The 17,908-nt window shown below is 63.5% G+C and carries 16 protein-coding genes and 1 pseudogene; 5 read left to right on the top strand and 12 right to left on the bottom strand.

Translation table 11 applies throughout. The features are described 5' to 3' along the window. The 9 genes and pseudogenes from ORI27_RS29090 to ORI27_RS29050 all read right to left on the bottom strand — a co-directional run. Positions 1-483: pseudogene (locus tag ORI27_RS29090) on the bottom strand (VOC family protein); the annotation flags it as partial. Positions 484-503: 20 nt separating this feature from the next. Further along, positions 504-1,748, bottom strand: coding sequence for an acetyl-CoA hydrolase/transferase family protein (locus tag ORI27_RS29085; protein WP_266000610.1), 1,245 nt, complete (start codon positions 1,746-1,748; stop codon positions 504-506). 20 nt (positions 1,749-1,768) lie between these two features. Continuing rightward, positions 1,769-3,010, bottom strand: coding sequence for an alpha/beta hydrolase (locus ORI27_RS29080; protein WP_266000609.1), 1,242 nt, complete (start codon positions 3,008-3,010; stop codon positions 1,769-1,771). After that, on the bottom strand, positions 3,007-3,252 hold the full coding sequence (locus tag ORI27_RS29075; protein WP_266000608.1) for a hypothetical protein: 246 nt from the start codon (positions 3,250-3,252) through the stop codon (positions 3,007-3,009). The genes ORI27_RS29080 and ORI27_RS29075 overlap by 4 nt, the downstream gene beginning before the upstream one ends. Beyond that, the gene (locus ORI27_RS29070; RefSeq protein ID WP_266000607.1) at positions 3,245-3,829 is read right to left on the bottom strand and encodes a VOC family protein; all 585 of its coding nucleotides are present in this window, start codon (positions 3,827-3,829) and stop codon (positions 3,245-3,247) included. The genes ORI27_RS29075 and ORI27_RS29070 overlap by 8 nt, the downstream gene beginning before the upstream one ends. A 25-nt stretch (positions 3,830-3,854) precedes the next feature. Further along, positions 3,855-5,525 carry an AMP-binding protein gene (locus tag ORI27_RS29065; protein WP_266000606.1) on the bottom strand — a complete coding sequence of 557 codons (1,671 nt, stop codon included), beginning with the start codon at positions 5,523-5,525 and terminating at the stop codon, positions 3,855-3,857. Further along, a complete protein-coding gene (locus tag ORI27_RS29060) occupies positions 5,522-6,322 on the bottom strand; it encodes an MBL fold metallo-hydrolase (RefSeq protein WP_266000605.1) in 801 nt (266 codons plus the stop codon). The genes ORI27_RS29065 and ORI27_RS29060 overlap by 4 nt, the downstream gene beginning before the upstream one ends. A gap of 11 nt (positions 6,323-6,333) precedes the next feature. After that, positions 6,334-7,491, bottom strand: a complete 1,158-nt coding sequence (locus ORI27_RS29055) for an LLM class flavin-dependent oxidoreductase (protein ID WP_266000604.1) — start codon at positions 7,489-7,491, stop codon at positions 6,334-6,336. 2 nt (positions 7,492-7,493) lie between these two features. Further along, entirely contained in the window at positions 7,494-8,228 is a 735-nt protein-coding gene (locus ORI27_RS29050; RefSeq protein WP_266000603.1) for an alpha/beta fold hydrolase, read from the bottom strand. Between the two features lie 224 nt (positions 8,229-8,452). Here ORI27_RS29050 and ORI27_RS29045 point away from each other — a divergent pair, with 224 nt between their 5' ends. Together ORI27_RS29045 and ORI27_RS29040 are read left to right on the top strand one after the other, a co-directional pair. Further along, a complete protein-coding gene (locus ORI27_RS29045) occupies positions 8,453-9,892 on the top strand; it encodes an aldehyde dehydrogenase family protein (protein WP_266000602.1) in 1,440 nt (479 codons plus the stop codon). A 30-nt stretch (positions 9,893-9,922) separates the two neighbouring features. Beyond that, on the top strand, positions 9,923-11,374 hold the full coding sequence (locus ORI27_RS29040; RefSeq protein ID WP_266000601.1) for an aldehyde dehydrogenase family protein: 1,452 nt from the start codon (positions 9,923-9,925) through the stop codon (positions 11,372-11,374). A 68-nt stretch (positions 11,375-11,442) separates the two neighbouring features. On the opposite strand, the gene ORI27_RS29035 is transcribed toward ORI27_RS29040, so the two are convergent. The 3 genes from ORI27_RS29035 to ORI27_RS29025 all read right to left on the bottom strand — a co-directional run bounded on the left by ORI27_RS29035 (position 11,443) and on the right by ORI27_RS29025 (position 14,673). Beyond that, positions 11,443-12,477 (bottom strand): amidohydrolase family protein, encoded by a 1,035-nt coding sequence (locus ORI27_RS29035; RefSeq protein ID WP_266000600.1) that lies wholly within the window; start codon positions 12,475-12,477, stop codon positions 11,443-11,445. Positions 12,478-12,676: 199 nt separating this feature from the next. Next, a complete protein-coding gene (locus tag ORI27_RS29030) occupies positions 12,677-13,093 on the bottom strand; it encodes a DUF6632 domain-containing protein (RefSeq protein ID WP_266000599.1) in 417 nt (138 codons plus the stop codon). Between the two features lie 20 nt (positions 13,094-13,113). Further along, the gene (locus tag ORI27_RS29025; RefSeq protein WP_266000598.1) at positions 13,114-14,673 is read right to left on the bottom strand and encodes a B12-binding domain-containing radical SAM protein; all 1,560 of its coding nucleotides are present in this window, start codon (positions 14,671-14,673) and stop codon (positions 13,114-13,116) included. Between the two features lie 238 nt (positions 14,674-14,911). Here ORI27_RS29025 and ORI27_RS29020 point away from each other — a divergent pair, with 238 nt between their 5' ends. The 3 genes from ORI27_RS29020 (at position 14,912) to ORI27_RS29010 (ending at position 17,906) form a co-directional block, all read left to right on the top strand. Further along, the gene (locus tag ORI27_RS29020) at positions 14,912-15,208 is read left to right on the top strand and encodes a hypothetical protein (protein WP_266000597.1); all 297 of its coding nucleotides are present in this window, start codon (positions 14,912-14,914) and stop codon (positions 15,206-15,208) included. A 146-nt stretch (positions 15,209-15,354) separates the two neighbouring features. Further along, a complete protein-coding gene (locus ORI27_RS29015) occupies positions 15,355-17,019 on the top strand; it encodes a PEP-utilizing enzyme (protein ID WP_266000596.1) in 1,665 nt (554 codons plus the stop codon). Beyond that, positions 17,016-17,906 carry a DUF7065 domain-containing protein gene (locus tag ORI27_RS29010; RefSeq protein ID WP_266000595.1) on the top strand — a complete coding sequence of 297 codons (891 nt, stop codon included), beginning with the start codon at positions 17,016-17,018 and terminating at the stop codon, positions 17,904-17,906. Before ORI27_RS29015 ends, ORI27_RS29010 begins: the two co-directional genes overlap by 4 nt. Positions 17,907-17,908 lie beyond the last annotated feature (2 nt).

Below are 17,908 nucleotides of genomic sequence, written 5' to 3'. Positions count from 1 at the left end.
GGCCTGCACATCGGGCACATAGGTGACGAAATGACCCAGCCCCTGCTCACCGGTGACGAACCCCGAGATCGGCCGCCCCGGCCGGTAGGCCGGCGCATAGGTCAGCTGTGGGCCGTAGGACACCTCCATGCGCACCCGCGAGTGCGGATCGGTGAAGTGCACGAACCCCAGCACCCGGCGCACCGCGGCCTCCTCGGGCGTGCCCGCGATGACCGCGACCCCCGCGGCATCGAGCTGACCGGCGATCACATCCATCGCCGCAGCATCACGCACCTGCCAGCCCACAAATGACACATCCTCGGGCTCATCACCAGCCGGATGCACGATGAACCGATGATGCCGCTCATCCATGCGCAAGTACAGATGGTGACCATCACTATCGGCAGCCACCTCAAGGCCCAACACCTGCTGGGCATACCCCGACCACGCATCGAGATCCTTCGCACCAACCCCGATATACGACAACTCATCAACCTTCTGCATGGTGCCCGCTCCTTGACTGTTCATGTCCGCACCGGTCGGCACATCGCCTCGCCGAGCGCCCTTCTGTGCTGCGGCGCCGCAACCTCGATGAGCGCCTCAGCTCGCTGCCGTATCGTCTTGCCCGCCAGCCGGGCGACGCCGTGTTCGGTGACGACGACGTCGACCATCGCACGGGGAATGGTCACTGCCGCATTCGAGCCCAGAAGCGGCACGATCCTTGAATGCGAACCGTCCCTGGTCGTCGAAGGCAACGCGACGATTCGCATTCCACCAACGGAAACCGTTGCAGCCTCCACGAAATCGAGTGAGCCGCCGATACCCGAGACTTGCCGGCCACCAACGACTTCGCTGTTCACCTGGCCAGACAAGTCGATCTCTATCGCCGAGTTCACCGAAACCAACCGCTCGTGTCTGGCGAGCAGCCGTGGCGAATGCGCCACGCTGGACGGGAATACACCCACAACCGAATTCTCGTGGGCGAAGCGCAGCAACTTCTGTGTACCCATGAGGTCGGGAGATTCGATCGCCGGGCGCCGATCATCGAGAAGACCGCACTCGAAGAGATCGACCATCGCGTCGGTGCCCATGCCGACGAACCGCAGCCCGTCGACGCGTTCATCAACCAGAACACCAACGATTGCTTCGGGTACCGCACCGATGCCCAGCTGGAGCACCGGACGATTCGGTAGGAGCGCCACGACGTGTCGAGCGATCACCGTATTGACGTGATCAGCTAGCGAGGCGCTGTACATCGGTGTCGGAGTCGTCGAGGCCACCAGTGCGTCGAAAGCTGAGGCGTGGACGCTGGTTTGACCACAGGTCCGCGGCAGTGTTTCGTCGACCTCACCGATGCACAACCTGGCCGACTTGATCGCCGTGCTGGCGTAGCCAGCCGAAGGCCCGAGGCTGCACCACCCATCGGAGTCCGGTGGAGTGACTCGCACAATCGCGGCGTCGACGTCCCACGCCGCGATCAGCTTCTCCAGCTGAGATGCCCGCACCGGCAAGTAGTCGACGAGACCCTCTTCCACCAGATCGCGGCAGCCCCCGGTGACATGCCAGGTGCTCAGATTCAGTTCGCCCGAACGGACAGCCTCGTACACCCCGCCGTCGTCGAGCAGCAGTCCGGTGCACAACAGCCACCCCCGACCCGAACTGCGTTGCGCCACTTCACGGAGCAACGATGTCGGTCCGCCGCATTGTGCGCCGGCGATGATGCGGCCTTCGGCCGGGATCCTGTCGAGAACGTCGACGAGCGAGGTCACTGTTTGTTGACTCCCGCCGATCAGGTCTGCGGAAATCGCTGCCGCAGCCACCCCACGATGGCCTCGCCCGCGACCGCCCCGCCGGGCGGCCCATCGGGGGTCGGCGAACCGCCGAAGTGGGTGCCGATGATGCGTTGGTGGGTCTTGTCGGAGGCCCCGATCGCACCGAACATCTCGCGGGCGACCGACGGGAAAGTGGCTTGGTCGCCGGTGTATTCGATGAACAGGCTCGGAATGGTCACTCCGGGCGCGCATGTCACGAACCGGGCGTTGGAAGACAGCCCCGACCACGTAGACAGCCACGCATCGGCGGTAGTGAGCCGGCCGAAGCCGGTGATCCCGAAGTTGATGAGATCCGGGCGCCGGCCGTGGATGGACCCGTAGGGTCGGTTTGACGGATCGAGGGACAAATCCACTGTCCGCGGGTCGGCATCGGTGCGATACACGGTAATGACCTTCGACATGAGACTCGCGCGGCGGTCGAAAACCCGCTTGCTGTCCTTGAACCGCTCCTTGGCGTCCATCCGCTCGGCGATCAGGAAGCGGGCGTGGGCGTCGATGCGTGCGATTCGGGCCCGCTGCGCCTCCCGGTAGCCTGCCAGGAAGTCCGGCGCGTACTCGGAGCTGGTCGGCGGCTCACGAAAGCCGTTGGCCTCACTGAAGATATCTAGATCAGGCACCGTCGACAACGGGTCGGCTTCGTCGGCCACCGCCCCGTCGATGCAGCCCAGCAGCAGCTCGCCCTGACCAGGGTGGGGGGCGAGGAAGATCACCCCGTCCGGCACCGGGATGGTTGCTTCGCCCAGAGGAATCGGCTTGCCGCCGGGGGTGAGCCGGATGCGGTCCTCGGGTGCTCGGCTGGCCTGCTGGGTGTAGAACGCATACAGCGTCGCTCCCCCGGAGGGTCCGCAGGCGATGATGTGCTCGAAACCACGGTCGCGCAGGTGGGCGAAGCCCGCGGCGGCGTCCAGGACTGCTTCCTCGTGAATGAGGGTCAAGTCATTGTTGACACTCCGTGAGCCCTGCGCCCACACAGCGAAGCCAGCCTCGAGCAGAATCGGGATCAGGTGGTGGCGCGACAAGTCCTGACGGGGGTGCATCAAGGTGACCGCGGTCGTGGCACCAGCCACGGTGTAGAGAATGCCCGGGGCCGATGCGGCGTCGGCGGTCTTGACGGTGGTGACCGTCGTGGTGACACCGTCGGGCATCGGCCCGGGCTCCATCCGTGGCCGATAACCCAGACGCTTGGTGGGCGCACTCACGAGGCGACGATGCGCAGTGCGTGCTTGTCGAACTGCACGACGCGCGCATGCTCGAGAGCACCAATGCAGCTGTACCAGACGGCATGTCGGACGCCTGTGCCCACCCGGTCGATGGTGATCGCGTCGGGGAACCGCAGTTCGACATAGGTGCCGACATGGCGGGTGTCGAGCTCGCTGTCGCCGACTGCACGCGTCCAGATCTGCTCGGTCTCGGGAATGGCGGGGAAAAACACACTAGGCATTGGGGACTCCCAGTTTCTCCGAGATCAGCGCGGCCTTGCGTTCCCACACCTTGGCCAGCGTCGGATCAGGTTGTTTGGTGACGTCGATGAGCGCCTGGATGCTCAGTTCGGTGTCGACGGTGTCGGCTTCCTGCAGGGGCCGCAGCGGCCGGGTGATCTCGATGGCGTAGTCGTTGGGATCCCACACATAGATCGACTCGATGAGCTCGTGCTTGATGCGGAACCGCAGCGGATAGCCGCCCTCCTCGAGGCGGCGCTGATAGCCGTCGAGTTCTTCCTCAGTGTCGACCGCCAGGGCCAGGTGGCGCGACCTGTTGATGCGGTCGGGGACGTTGGGGTCGCGGTACTCCGGCATCCCGAAGTAGTAGAAGAACGCGATGGTGCCACGCGCGCCGATGTCGAAGAAGAAGTGCGCGAAGTCCGGCATCGGCTGATCACCCCAACCCGGCGCCAGGATGCAGTGCTTGAGCGGAAAGCCCAGCACATCGCGATAGAAATGAACGGTTTCTTCCAGCTTCCAAGTCGGGTACGCGACGTGATCGACACCTCGCATCCCGCCCGGGAGTTTCTCAATCATGTCAGTTCCTCACTTTCGTCGTCGCTTAGGTGGATTCGACCCTGCTGCGTAGAACATCCTTTTGGACTTTGCCCACCCCTGTCTTCGGCAGCTGCTCGACGAGCACGAGATGCTCGGGCCACTTGAACTTGGCTACATCGCGTTTGTCGAGATCCTCGACGAGGCGCTTGCGCAGTTCCTCGGGATCGACGCCGGGATCCTCGGGCACCACGACTACGCAAATGCGTTCGCCGAGCGCCGCGTCGGGCAGTCCGATCGCCGCCACCTCCCGCACCTCGGGGTGACTGTGCAGGAGCAACTCCAGTTCGGCGGCCATCACTTTTTCGCCGCCCCGGCTGATCTGGTCCTTGAGCCGGCCGTCGATGACATAGCAGCGGCGGCCGGCGATCGTCTCGACGTGCCCGAGATCACCGCTGCGCAGAAAGCCGTCGGAGGTGAACGCCGTCGCCGAGTGCTCATCGGACAGGTATGAGCGGATGACGCTCGGGCCGCGGAACGTCAACTCGCCGACCTCACCGTCCGGCACCGGGTCTTCACTACCGGGCTGCCGCACGACCACCTCATCGTGTTTGCCGATCGTGGAACCGGCTGTGTACCGGCGAATTTCGGGTGGGTCGTCCGGCAGCGCGGACAGGTGCACCCCCTCACCCATTCCGAAGCTGCCGATGGCCGTCGCACCCAGCATCTGCTCGGCCTGCGCGGACATCTCCGGACGAACGAACACCCACATGAAGTGCTTGATCGAGCTGAAGTCACAGTCCACCCGTGCGCTGTACTCCATCAAGGGCTTGAACGCCGCCATATTGAAATGCATCCATGACACGCGGTAGCGCTCGATGAGGCCCACCAACAGCTCAGCGTCGACCGATCGTCCGAGAGCCACAGTGCCACCGGCGAAATGCGTCGGCACCAACACCGTACCCAGCCCTGCGTGATGCATGACCGGAAGGAAGTGCAGGGTAACGGTGTGCTCGTCCCAGCCGAAGTTGCGTGACCAGCGGGCGGCCACCGAAAGGTAGGTGTTGTGCGTATGCGGGATCACCTTCGGCACGCCGGTGGTCCCGCCCGACAGCTGGAACAGGGCGACGTCGTCCGGGCGCAGCCGGCGCTGGATGTCATCCACCGCTCGGCGGGCACGTTCAGGGTCGGCGTCGGCGACCAGCTCATCGAGCGACCGTGCGCCGGCTGACGAATCACCCCGTGCCACAACGCGCACTGTGATGTCCGGGCACCGCTCCTGCAACTCCGCGCTCAGCGCCGCAAGGTCGTAGGTGCGGTAGTCAGCCTGGAAGATGTGCGCCCGCGCCCGCGTCGCCTTCGCGATCTGCGTGACCTCGTGCAGTCGGTGATTGGGAATGCTGCAAACCGGGACAAGTCCTGCCTTGAGGGCACCGTAGAGGGCGATCACGCTCTCTAGCTCGTTGCCCATCTGGAAGATCACCGGGTCGCGGGGCTGGAGTCCGGCGTCGATAAGGCCGAGCGCCAGCGCATCCGAACGCCGGTCGAGTTCGGCGTAGGTCAGGGCGCCCTCGACAGTGGCGACCGCCAGCGCTGTCGGACGGTGCGCCACGTGACCGCGAAACACATCGACGATGGTTCGGTCACCCCATTCGCCCGCTGCCCGATATAGATCAGCCTCTACGCCGTAGGCGTTTACGGCTCGCTCGACGTCCGCCCGCACCGTGGCACGGCTCATGAATACACCCACTTTCGTTGCCGTTCGCCGACGAGCAACCGGCCGAACTGCAGATCACTGAAGTGCGCGGCACCGACTGTGACATCCGTGCCCTCGTACTCGCGTGCGAGAGCTGTCGCGGTCCGGCGCGCAAGCGCGGGGTCGACATCACCGATCGTGTCCCACTCCTCGTCGACCAGCTCCGCCGGACAGTGCACAACATCACCGAGCAGCACACCACGCTCATCACCATCGGAGAGAACGACGATCGACGACCCCGGCGTATGTCCCGGAGCTTCGACAACGTCGAACCCCGGCGCCAACGTGACATTCCCACTCCAGCACTCCATCACTGGCGCCATCACCGCAAGCTTCTCGGGAGCGCCCATCGCGCCCCCGTTGGTGAAGTAGTCCCAGTCGGCCGCGTGGCAACGATACGTCGCGTTGGGAAACATGAGCTGGTCCCCGACGGCACCCCACCCCACGTGGTCGAGATGCAGGTGCGTGAACACCACATCGGTAACCTCCTCGGCGGAGGTGCCCGATACCCGCAAGTTCTTCAACATCTTTCCGCCGGGCATCGTCGCCTTCTTGCCGATGCGGTCGTCCGGACCGACACCCGCATCCACCAGGATGACTCGACCATGCGAGCGCACCAGGTAACCACCGAGCGTCAGCCGAAGAAAGCCCTGTTCATCGAGCAGTGAGGCATGACTGGACCAGTCGACGGCCGAGGTGGTCTCGTACGCATCGGTCGGCAACAGACGCACGACACTGTCGACCACCGGCGTGACGGAAATGCTTCCTAGCTTGATCATGGGCAATCCCGCTACGCGTCCTTTTTACTCTTCCGGTCGCGCAACTTCGGCATGACGTCGGTGGTCATACGCCGGATGTTGTTGCGAACCAACTCGTCGCTCAGCGCCCCCAGGTGGATGTAGGCCACGAGATGCTCGAAGCCCAGCCTGTCATGGGCATCCTCCAGCATCCCGATCACCGTTTCGGGACTTCCGACGATAGCCGTGTAATTGGACTTCAGGGTGTTGAAGTCGGTTTTCTTGTCCAGGTCGCCGCGCAGTGACAGCACCCGCTCCAGGGTCTGCTCCTCCATGTAGTTGGGCGGGAAGAGTCGGTGCAGCGGGTTGGGGAACAGGTTGTTGAAGTACAGGTCGGCATTGGGCCAGAACTCGTCTTCGGCCTGAGCGTCGCTATCGGCGACATAGACTGCCGGGGCCCATGCCAGCCGGCTCGACGCGTCAGGAACACCGAATTTATCTGAGGCGCTTCGATATTCGCCGAAGATCTTCTCCACACTGCTGATCGGCGAAAACACCTGCGCGTAGGTGTAGGCACGCTCGGCGGCCCACACCACCGTTTCGCCGCTGCCCGTCGAGGGCGCCCACACCTCCGGGTGAGGCCGCTGAAACGGCCGCGGCCAGGTGTTGACATAGCGATAGTTGAAGAAGTCACCCTCGAAGCTGAACGGGCCGTCCTGTGACCAGGCCTGCACGATCACGTCGTGGGCTTCCCGGAACCGGTCCCGGGACTCGGCGGGATTCATACCCAAGCTGTGGTACTCGGCGCCGATACCGCGCACGAAGCCGCTGATCATCCGCCCACCACTGATCACGTCAAGCATCGCGATCTCTTCGGCTACCCGTAAGGGATTCTGCCGCAATGAGATCGCGTTGCCCAGAATGCCGATCTTCGTCGGCATTCCCATGGTGCGCTGCACCAGCATCGCGGCGACGATGTTCGGCGAGGGCATCAGCCCGTAAGAGGTCTGATGGTGTTCATTGACGGTGATCCCGTCAAAACCCATCTCGGCGGCGTAGACCAGCTGATCGATGTAGGTGTTGTACAGTTCGTGGCCGCGGACCGGGTCGTAGTTGCGGTTCGGATAGCTCACCCAGTCCGACTGGTATTTGTCTTTGAACCCGTCTTCCAGATGCGGATAGGGCATGAAGTGGAAGGCGTAGAACTTCATTGTCAGTGCTCCTCGGTGGTCAAGAAACGCTTGATTGCGGCAGCTAGGCCCGACGGGTCATCGCTGAACGGATCGTGCCCGGCGTCGGCCAGCACCTCCACTCGCGCGTCCGGGATGGTGTCGGCGATCAGTTGTGCGTGGGTCGCGGGGACCACCCGGTCCTTTTCCCCCCAGAGCACCAGGGTCGGCGACGTGATCGCGGACGCACGCAGGTTCAGCGACAGGTCGCAGAGATACGGATTCCAGCCATACTTCGCCAACGCCGCAACGTTGCGTCGGTCCTCGACCGATCCCCAATTCGTCGGCGCAGTCGCCCGGTTGGCGTACACCAAGTCGAGCACGGTGTCGCGAGGACGATCGAAGATGTCCTCGCGTGGTTCACCTTTGATGCGGAAGCCGAGCGCATCGACGAGGACCAGTTTTTGCGGCTGCGCCAACATTGCCAGTTCGATCGCCAGCCACCCCCCAAACGAGTGCCCGATGACCGGGGTGCCCAGCAGGCCGGCGTCGGCTAACGCGACCTTCAGGACCGATGCCAGGTCCAGCACCCGCCGCGCCTGACTCGGCACGACGAAATCACCGAAGCCCGGCAGTTGCAGCAGGTGGACGCGAAAGGACGAAGCGAGTTCATCGAGCGCCGGCGTCCAGTACGGCCCCACAAAACTCGGCAGGACCACTACATCGGGCCCTGTGCCCTCGACCCGTACTTCGAGCGTTCCCGCTAGGGCTGCAGTCACAACGCATCGTCCTTTCCAGCAAGCACTTCGACGTGTATGGTGATATTACTACGCCAACGTCGAGAAAACTGCAAGCGCGCTGGCGGAGCGAATAGAAATAGTTGACTCAGTCGTCGCCCTGGGGTTAGTTGAGTGAGTGAGAGCTCGCCCGTCTCGGTGCACGGGTCAACCCGCAGGCAGGCGCTGCGCCAGCGCTTCCGTTGCACTCGAGGAGGATTCGCCAGATGGGCTTTGACGCGCACATGACAATCGGCGGCAAGCCGGTCACCGCCGCGGACTGGGTCGACGTCCCCAACCCGGCACACGTGAGCAGGACGGTCGGGCGCTTCCCCGCCGGTACCGCCCAGCACGCCGACATGGCTGTGGAGGCCGCCTCCGCCGCCTTCCCCGATTGGCGGGCAACGCCGGTGGCCGAGCGGGCTGCACTGCTGACCAAGGCGGGCGCCCTGCTCGCCGAAGCACCCAGCGAGTGGATCAGCCTGCTGACCGCCGAGAACGGCAAGCTGCTGAGCGAATCCGCCATCGACTTCGGGGTCGGCGGGCAGAACATCTGTACATACGGGTCGCACCCGGAGTGGGCGGCGGGCCGGCAGATCAACGACGAGCACGGCCGGCTCGTCGTACGCAGGCAGCCCCTTGGCGTCTGCGTCGGTATCGTTCCGTGGAACTTCCCGCTCATCGTCGCGAGTCTCAAGATCGCACCAGCGCTGTTGGCGGGCAACACGATGATCGTCAAAGTCCCCGAATTCGGACCACTGGCGACGCTGCAAGGCTTGGGTGAGATGGCCGCCCTGCTGCCCCCGGGCGTCCTGAACATCGTGTCCGGGTTCGGTCCCGAGGTGGGTCGCGCGCTGGTCACTCATCCGAAGGTGCGCAAGGTCGCCTTCACCGGCAGCACCGAGACCGGCCGCCAAGTGATGGCCGACGCAGCCGGCCATCTGGCCCGCCTGTCGCTCGAACTCGGCGGCAACGACGCGGCGGTCCTACTCGACGACGTCGACTTGTCCGAGGGGGCGGTCGAGCGGCTGGTCACCGGCGCCTTCATGCACACCGGCCAGATCTGCATCGACATCAAGCGGATCTATGTGCACGACAGTCGCTATGACGAGCTGGTCGAGAAGCTGCGGTCCGCCGTCGACCAGATCGTGGTGGGCGACGGCACTCGCCCTGACGTGACCATGGGACCGATCAACAACTCTCGCCAGTACGACAAAGTCACCAAGCTACTGGCCGAGACCAAGGCAGCCGCCAACGTCGTACAGCTCGGCTCTTACGCCGACGGGACCGACGTCGAGGACGGGTACTTCATGCTCCCGCACCTAGTGCTCGATCCCAGCGACGACATGACGGTCGTTGCCACCGAGCAGATGTCACCGATCGTGCCGATCATGAAGTTCTCCTCCGACGACGAGGCGGTCGCCCGTGCCAACGGCACCGAATTCGGGCTTGCCTCGTCGGTGTGGTCGGCGGACGAAGACCGCGCATTCGCCCTTGCCGACCGGATGGAAGCCGGAATGACGTTCGTCAACGCACACAGCATCTTCGCGCTGCACCCCAACGGACCGGTTGGCGGCGCCAAGCAGAGCGGCTGCGGCTATGAAATGTCCGCCGAGGCTCTCGACAGCTACACCCAACTGCATTCGATCACCAACGCCCATATCTGACAGTCGAATCGGACACATAAGGAGAGCCGGGTGCCCATCGAACCGACGATGACCATCGGTGGCAAACCAGCCACCAGCGACGACTGGATCGATGTCCGCAATCCCGCGGATCTGACGACAGTCGTCGGCCGTTATCCCAACGGATCGGCCACACACGCGGCGACCGCGGTCGCGGCCGCTGTCGAGGCCTTCCCAGCATGGCGGGACACACCTGCGGCCGAACGAGGCGCCTTGTTGATGCAGGCTGCTGGTGTGGTCACCGAGCGTGCCAACGACCTGATCCCGGTGCTGACCGCCGAGAACGGCAAGACGCTGATGGAGTCGTTCCTCGACTTCCAGATCGGAGCCATGTCGCTGGGATACTACGCGCCTCATCCGGAGTGGCTGGCCGAGAAGATACTCGACAACGGGACCCGCCGCCTGCGAGTACAGCGGCAGCCCATCGGTGTCTGCGCGGCCATCATCCCGTGGAACTTCCCGATCGCTCTGTCATGCGCCAAAATCGGCCCTGGGCTGATGGCCGGCAACACGTTGGTCGTCAAGGTGCCCGAATTCGCGCCGCTGGCCACCCTGGAGTGCCTGGCCGCGGTCGCCGCCATCTTCCCCCCCGGTGTGCTCAACATCGTGTCCGGACTGGGAGCCGAGGTGGGATCGGCGCTCGTCAAGGACAAGCGAGTGCGAAAGGTGGCGTTCGTGGGCAGTTCGGAGACTGGCAAGGCGGTGATGGCCGACGCCGCCGGGCACCTGGCCGGCGTCACGCTCGAACTCGGCGGCAACGACGCCGCACTCATCCTCGACGATGCCGAACTTGACGCGACGGCCATCAACCGCATCATCAACGGCGCGTTCACCGACGCCGGGCAAGTCTGTTTCGCCATCAAACGGCTCTACGTCCACGAATCGCGCTACGACGAACTTGTCGACAAGCTCACGGACGCCGCCGCCCGGATTGTGGTGGGTGACGGATCCCGGCCCGAGGTCATGATGGGTCCGCTGACCAACGAGCGCCAGTACATCAAGGTCAGCGAATTACTCACTGCGACCAAGGATGCCGGTCTCGATGTGGTCGAGTTGGGCTCCTACGCGGAGGGTACCGATCCCGCGGGGGGGTATTTCATGCTCCCCCATCTGGTGCTGAACCCGCCCGACGCGGCTGCCGTGGTCACGTGCGAACAGATGGGCCCCATCCTGCCGATCATGAAGTGCTCCGATGTCGAGGAAGCGGTCCGCCGCGCCAATGACAGCCCCTACGGACTCGCGAGTTCGGTGTGGTCACGTGACGTCGAAAAGGCCATCGCCATCGGCTCGCAAATCGAAGCCGGTACCACCTGGGTCAACAGCCACAACATGGCAAGCATGGAGGTGGACGGGCCGTTCGGGGGATACAAGGAGAGCGGTGTCGGACAGGAGTTCGGCGGCGAGCTCGGTCTGTCTCCTTACACCCAGTACAAGACGATCACCGACAATTACCACGGGGCCTGAGCCGGCTGCTGTGGACCGGTTTGCCTCGTTTCTTGAAAGGGTCTGCGGGATCGGGTATTTCAGTCCGCTCAGGTTGGCAACCCGAAGAGCTGCTCAGCGTTGCGGTGCGCGACATTGTGCCTCTCCTCCTCGGTGATCGGCAGATTTTCAACAAATTTTCGGGTGCCGTCCAGAGTTAGATACGGGTAGTCGACTGCCCAGATCAATCGGTCGAGGCCTATGACAGAGCGGATGAACTCGAAGTGCGGTTCGTAGAACATGCCACTCGGTGTGACCCAGACGTGATTGCGGTAGGTCTCCGTGATGGTGGTTGAGAGACCAGTGACGGTCGGTGGTAGAACGTCATCGAGCCTTTGCAGATAGAACGGAACCATTTCACCCCAGTGGCCACTGATGACCTGCAGGCTGGTGAATCGCTCGAAAGCGCCTGAAAGAATCAGTCGCAGAACGTGAATCCCGGCTTCATTGTGCCAACCCCAGGCGCCGAGCGAGAACTGTGCAGTTACCTCTGGACGAAGACCTGCATAGTAGACCTCCTGAACTTGAGGCAGCGGGTAAAACGGGTGAAGGTACAGGGGCACCTGCAGGTCGTTCAACTTCTGAAGTACGCGTTCATACTTTGCGTCATCGAGGAACGTGTGACCCGGACGTCCGGCTAGCAGAACACCCTTCAGCCCGAGGTCGGTTACCGCGCGGTCGAGTTCGTCGACCGCTGCCGCAGGGTCTTGCCAGGGCAGCATGGCGAAACCACCCAAACGGGTCGGATGCGCCCTGGTGGCCTCAGCCAGACGGTCATTGGCAGCGCGGGTGAGGGTGACAGCCTCGTCAGTCGGGACCAATTGCCCGGGACTGCTATACGAGACGATCTGCATATCGATGTCGTGTTCATCCATATTCTTGATCCGGCCCTCACTCAAATCGCTTGCGAGGGAGATGGCTTCGTCCAGCTGGACCAGGCCAGGCCGATCGCTAGGCCTTGGATAAGCAACAGCAGTCGGCGAGGACTGCAGTCCGATATAGGGCGCTTCCTGGCGTACGATGCGCTGCGCAGATTGCGCGATCGCGGCGTCGACAGCGTGCTCCTCGATGCAGATCAGTTTCATCAGCTCCCTTTCTCGGCCACACCGCAACATCCGCTGCCACACGAGTGTTCAACGTTTGTGATGAATATACAACATTAGCGTCGAATCGCAAGAGGGCACCCTGCTGGCCAATGCCGAGTCAGCAGACGAACGTGCCCGTTCGGGTGATCGCGGTGGACTTCCTGGACAAGGTCACCGGCAGCGACGGCGAACAAAGCGCCTAGGTTGTTCCCGGCCTCGCCGGCTGGTGTGCGGACTGCTTCACACCCGCCGACACCATCAGCACCGACAGCACGACAGCGACCAGGAGCAGGGCCGGGACGTCCCCCAGCAGATGACCCATGTGGTGTCCGGGGCCGAACGCCTGCACAGCCATGATCACCGCGTGCGCCACGCTGGACCAGACGGTGAACCAGATCAGGCTGGCGTTGGCCTGCGGGTCGCGCGCCGCGTTGATCAGAAATACACCGAGCGTCGCGTACACGCCGACGATCATCATGAAGTACTGCGATTCATACGGCGCGCCGTGATGCCAAGCCCACCCCGACGGCCAAATCACCGCCAGGGGGTAGACCAGCACCATGATCGCGCCGAACACGACGAGCGCGATCTGGAGAAGTTTGTAAGCGGACGGCATCGGTGCCTCCAATCAAGAACTCAGAACGTATTGACCAGCGTTCGGCGTTCGGACATTTCCCGCGACATCGTGTAATGGTGGTAGTGCGTCGCGCATTTGACGACGCAGACGAACAGCACGCCCGGGTCTGGCCGACTCCGCAGGATCGTCGTCATCCGACGTCGGTAGATCCGCCGCAGTTTCGGGTCGGGAACGTTCTTCATCAGCAACGCGAAGAGGCCGAGCGCCCGCGCACCGTCGAACAACTGCGCCCGCAACCTGCGCCACAGATGTTCGCGCAGATACGCGTTACGCGCCCGGCCGAAGTCGAATTCCCTTTCCAGATAGAGGCTTTCGAGCCGGTCGAAGTAGAAATCGGGATCGTAGAGATCGCGCATGAGGTCGATGTAGCCGTCCCGTAGCTCGTCACGACTCATATTCAGCGGAATCACGTTGGTACCGAAGGACTGCTCATCTTTCAGATCCAGGCGGCCCTCGTTTCGCAGGCGCGCGTGCAACGGCGTCTTGGGAATGGCCGAGAGCATGCCGACCATCGCGTGCATGATGTCGGTCTGGGCGATGAAGTCGGCTTGTTCCTTGAAGATCCGGGCGTCGTCGTTGTCGAAGCCGACGATCATGCCGCACCAGACTTCGAGTCCGGCGTCTTGCACCTTGCGGACCCGATCGACGATCGTCCCGCCCTTGCGCACGTTCTGATATTTCTTAGCTTCCTTCAGCGAGTCCTCGTTCGGGCTCTCGATGCCGATGAAGACCACGGTGACGTTGGCGGCGACCATCAACGCCATCAGCTCCTCGTCTTCGGCGAGGTTCAGCGATGCCTCGGTGAAGAACTGGAAGGGGTAGCCCTCTTTGGCTTGCCACGCGGCGACATCCTGCAGCAGCACCTTCACTGCGGCCTTGTTGCCGATCAGGTTGTCGTCGACGATGAACGCGATGAACAGGTTCTCCCTGCGCATCGCCTCCAGCTCGGCGATCACCTGCTCACTCGTCTTGAGCCGGGGCTTGCGGCCGAAGGTGACGATGATGTCGCAGAACTCGCACTGGAACGGGCAGCCGCGGCTGAACTGGATGCTGCCGAACACGTAGTTCTTGGTCTTCAGCAGGTCGTAGCGGGGCACCGGAACCTGGGTCATGTCGGTCCGCTCGGCCTGCTCGTAGCGGTACTGATGCTGGCCGCGAGCCCAGTCGTCGAGGAACTGCGGCCAGGTCGTCTCGGCTTCGCCGACGAAGATCGCGTCGGCGAGGCCGTCGAAGTAGTCCTCCTGCACGCTCACCCAGGGCCCGCCGACGACGACGAAGGTGCCTCGCGCTTTGAGTTCGGTGAGGATTTCGCGCATGCGCTGGCGCTGAACGATCATGCCGGTGAGCCCCACGATGTCCGCCTGGGCGACTTTGCCGAAGTCGATGTCCTCGACGTTCTCATCGATCAACGTCACGTGATGCTCGTCGGGGGTCAACGCGGCGAGCAGAGGCAGGCAGGCGGTCGGAACGTTGCACTTCTTGCCCAGCAGCGGAAGGGCGTGTTCCAGGCCCCAGTAGGACACTTCGAACCGAGGATTTATCAGGACAATGTTTGCCACAGTCGTCTGCTCCGAATCGGACTCGTCGACGTATAGGCGGCGCTGCTTGCCACTGGCAGCCTAACAACCTGACCTGGCCGAATGAGTCATTCGCACATAGTTGGGGGCGGGACTCGCAACGAGTTCCTACCCACCTGACGGTAACGCTTCGTCCTCGGTTCGATCACGACCTTCGGTCATCGCTGCCGGATTGGTACAGACGGTGGTGTGATGGACAACCGAGTTGGGAGGTTGTGGCATGGACGCGGTCGGAGCGCTGAGTTTTCTGCTCATCGCGATTGCCGCCCTGGCCGCCCTATGCGGCTACGTCGCGGGCGCTGTGCGGGAGCGGAACCGTCGACGAGCCGGTCGATACTTCGCGATCGGCGTCGCCGCCGGGTTCCTGGGCGCCTCAGTGATGCGCTACCGGCTCGGCCGAAGCGCGTTGGGAACCGTCGCGCGGCGTTTCGTCCTGCCGCAGCGATTGGACAATCCGATCGCCTTAGCGGCGCTGCAACTGCGACGGAGCCTGAGCAGGGTCGGTATCACCCGATAACCGGCAGCCGGTGCCGAATTGCTCTCCCCGGCTTCCCGGCCGTCGCCCAAATTCGTGTCATAGGAGATTGACATCAATTCTGGGCAGTCGATAGTCTGCCCTCGACATCGCACGAGGCGGTGACATTCAGCGACGAGGGTGTGTTCGTGACCTTTGACTCCGCTCCCGATTCCGAAGATCCGATGCACATGCACGCGCGGGACCCTGACGTGCGATGGACGATCGCGAACGTCGGCGAAGCGCTCATCGGCGTTCATCCGCCCCTCACCGTCACCTATGCGATGGACGGTGCGGAGATATCCGGCTTGATGATGTGGCGCGACAACGGCGTCGTGTCGGCGGACGAAGTTCGGCTCGACAACGATCCCGACCAGCGGATGACGGCGGTGTTCTTCGGGCGTTTCTGCCTCAACCTCAAAAAGACCGCGGACATCGTAACTCGGCTTCCGGGCGTGGATGTCGAACGAATGGAGGAGGGCCTCACCGGCGAGGCCAAGGCCGGCGCTTCGGCCGCTGAAAAGCAACCTCGACCCGGCCTCAAGGACATTCCGGCCTACGCGCGCCTCCTCGTGGTCGGTGCATCGGCGACCCCGCGGCTTCGGCGCAGACTCCAAGCACTCGAACCGTGGTGGCGCAATGCGGTTGGCGGCCGACGCGAGCTCGGCGCGGCGCAGCGGTTGTTCCGGGAGAGCTACGACAAGTATGTCGACGTCTTACGCTTCGGTCTCCATGCGAGCATGCTTGGTCCGCGGATCTTCAGCGAGGTCGTCAACCTAGCCGAGGCCAAGGGCATGACCGGCTTGGAGAACGAGCTCTTCACCGGGCTTGGCATGCCCGAAGAGAAGGTCGCAGAGGACCTTTGGGAAGCCTCACGCGGCCGCCTGCCGGTATCGGCGATCATCGACCGACACGGCTATCAGGCGCCGAGACAATTCGACTTCATCGCCGACTCATGGCGAACCCGGGCCGACATCATCGACCCGCTGATCGAGGCCCTAGCGCGGGTCCCGGAAGACCAGAATCCACACGCTAAGCACGTCACGCAGGTGGCCGCGCGGCAGCGGGCCGAACAACGCCTCCGTGCAGCATCGAACTACGTCGAGCGCATCAAACTGCGGGTGATGCTCCCGCTGGCCGCGCATTTCCTGCGTCAGCGAGAAGCGCAGAAAGTGGGCTGCCTGATGGCACTCGACGGCGCCCGCGCGGCGAGCCGCGAGATCGCCGGCCACCTCGTCGCCCAAGGGTCCCTCAGCGATCCATCCGACATCGCATTTCTCACCCTTGCCGAAGCCTGCAGTGACGGTCTTCCATCCGATATCAAAGACCTCGTTGGGTCTCGTCGGGCGAAGTACGAGCAGTACCTGACACTCGACCTTCCCGAATCCTGGGTCGGACCGCCCGTTCCGATCTCCAACGCTGAGTCGACGGAGCGCGCGTCGGCGGATCGGGTCTCGGGTTTTCCGGTGACACCCGGGGTCGTCGAGGGGCGCGCGGTGGTGGTGACCGACCCCGACGACGCATTCGACGTCGAGCCCGGTGACATCCTGGTCTGCCGCTCGACCGATCCGAGCTGGACTCCGGTGATGATGATCGCCGGGGCGCTCGTCATCGACGTCGGCGGCCCGATGAGCCACGGCGCGATCGTGGCTCGCGAACTCGGCGTCCCGTGCGTGACCAACACCAAGTCCGGAACCCGACAGATCCAGACCGGCAACAGAGTTCGGGTTGACGGGACCTCTGGAGAGGTCACGGTGATCGGCGCGAGCCACCATGAAGTTCCCATCCCGGCACAGCAGGAGGATGAAGCGTGATCACCGAGGCGGACGACCTCTACCATGAGCCTGACGACGACCCCTACTGGAATGAAAGCACGTGGTTCTCTATTTCAATGCCGGACAAGGGTATTGAGGGCTATATCTACAACTGGCACCGGCCGAATATGGGCCTGTGTTGCGTCGGACCCACCTTCTGGGACACCGAAACGACCACGATCGAGGACGCCCTGCACCACGATGTGCACTGGATTCAGCACATTCCAGAGGGCGAATTCATGGACGCGCACTACCCGGGTGGGCTGACCATCGAACGCGTCGTGCCCGGCCGCAGTTTCCGCTTCACCTACGACTTTCACGGCTGTGCATTCGACTTGACCTATACCGCCTTCAGCGACGCCCATCAGTTCGGTAACCACTTCGAACAGCCGGGACGCATGACGGGAACCCTCCTGCTGAACGGCGAGGATCTGGCGGTCGACTGCTGGGCGATGCGCGACAGATCCTGGGGCCACCGGGATCTCGGTGTCGACACTCCCTCGGGCGACTACCTGTGGGGCATCGCGTCCGAGGACGAGGCCTTCCACGTCATGTCGATCTGGGACGGCCAGCAGAACAGGGTCATCACGGGCTACCTGTTGCGCGACGGCGAGATGGTGGACCTGGTATCAGGACGTACTTGGACCGAGGGACGCCGGCGCAGCCTGCAGGCCGATCGGATCTTCATCGAGGCCGAAGACGCCAAGGGCCGCAAACTCGTTGCCGAGGGCCAGAACCGCAACACCATGATCTGGACGATGTACCCGCGCATGGTGTGCGCCCTGGGTCAGACCGAGTGGAACACCGACAGCGTGGCCATGTGGGGCGAACAGCAGCAGTTCTGGTCATCGACGGTCGCCCGAGACCTGCTCCGCAAGGAGCGCTGAAG

This window comes from Mycobacterium pinniadriaticum, from assembly GCF_026242045.1.
Classification (GTDB): domain Bacteria; phylum Actinomycetota; class Actinomycetes; order Mycobacteriales; family Mycobacteriaceae; genus Mycobacterium; species Mycobacterium pinniadriaticum.
Note: the sequence above shows the minus strand (reverse complement) of the source record. Positions and strands in the feature narration are given on the sequence as shown.

Excerpts from the sequence above, each read along its gene's own strand:
- ORI27_RS29075 (WP_266000608.1), bottom strand. The coding sequence starts at position 3,252 with ATGCCTAGTGTGTTTTTCCCCGCCATTCCCGAGACCGAGCAGATCTGG.
- ORI27_RS29070 (WP_266000607.1), bottom strand. The coding sequence starts at position 3,829 with ATGATTGAGAAACTCCCGGGCGGGATGCGAGGTGTCGATCACGTCGCG.
- ORI27_RS29065 (WP_266000606.1), bottom strand. The coding sequence starts at position 5,525 with ATGAGCCGTGCCACGGTGCGGGCGGACGTCGAGCGAGCCGTAAACGCC.
- ORI27_RS29060 (WP_266000605.1), bottom strand. The coding sequence starts at position 6,322 with ATGATCAAGCTAGGAAGCATTTCCGTCACGCCGGTGGTCGACAGTGTC.
- ORI27_RS29055 (WP_266000604.1), bottom strand. The coding sequence starts at position 7,491 with ATGAAGTTCTACGCCTTCCACTTCATGCCCTATCCGCATCTGGAAGAC.
- ORI27_RS29045 (WP_266000602.1), top strand. The coding sequence starts at position 8,453 with ATGGGCTTTGACGCGCACATGACAATCGGCGGCAAGCCGGTCACCGCC.
- ORI27_RS29035 (WP_266000600.1), bottom strand. The coding sequence starts at position 12,477 with ATGAAACTGATCTGCATCGAGGAGCACGCTGTCGACGCCGCGATCGCG.
- ORI27_RS29030 (WP_266000599.1), bottom strand. The coding sequence starts at position 13,093 with ATGCCGTCCGCTTACAAACTTCTCCAGATCGCGCTCGTCGTGTTCGGC.
- ORI27_RS29020 (WP_266000597.1), top strand. The coding sequence starts at position 14,912 with ATGGACGCGGTCGGAGCGCTGAGTTTTCTGCTCATCGCGATTGCCGCC.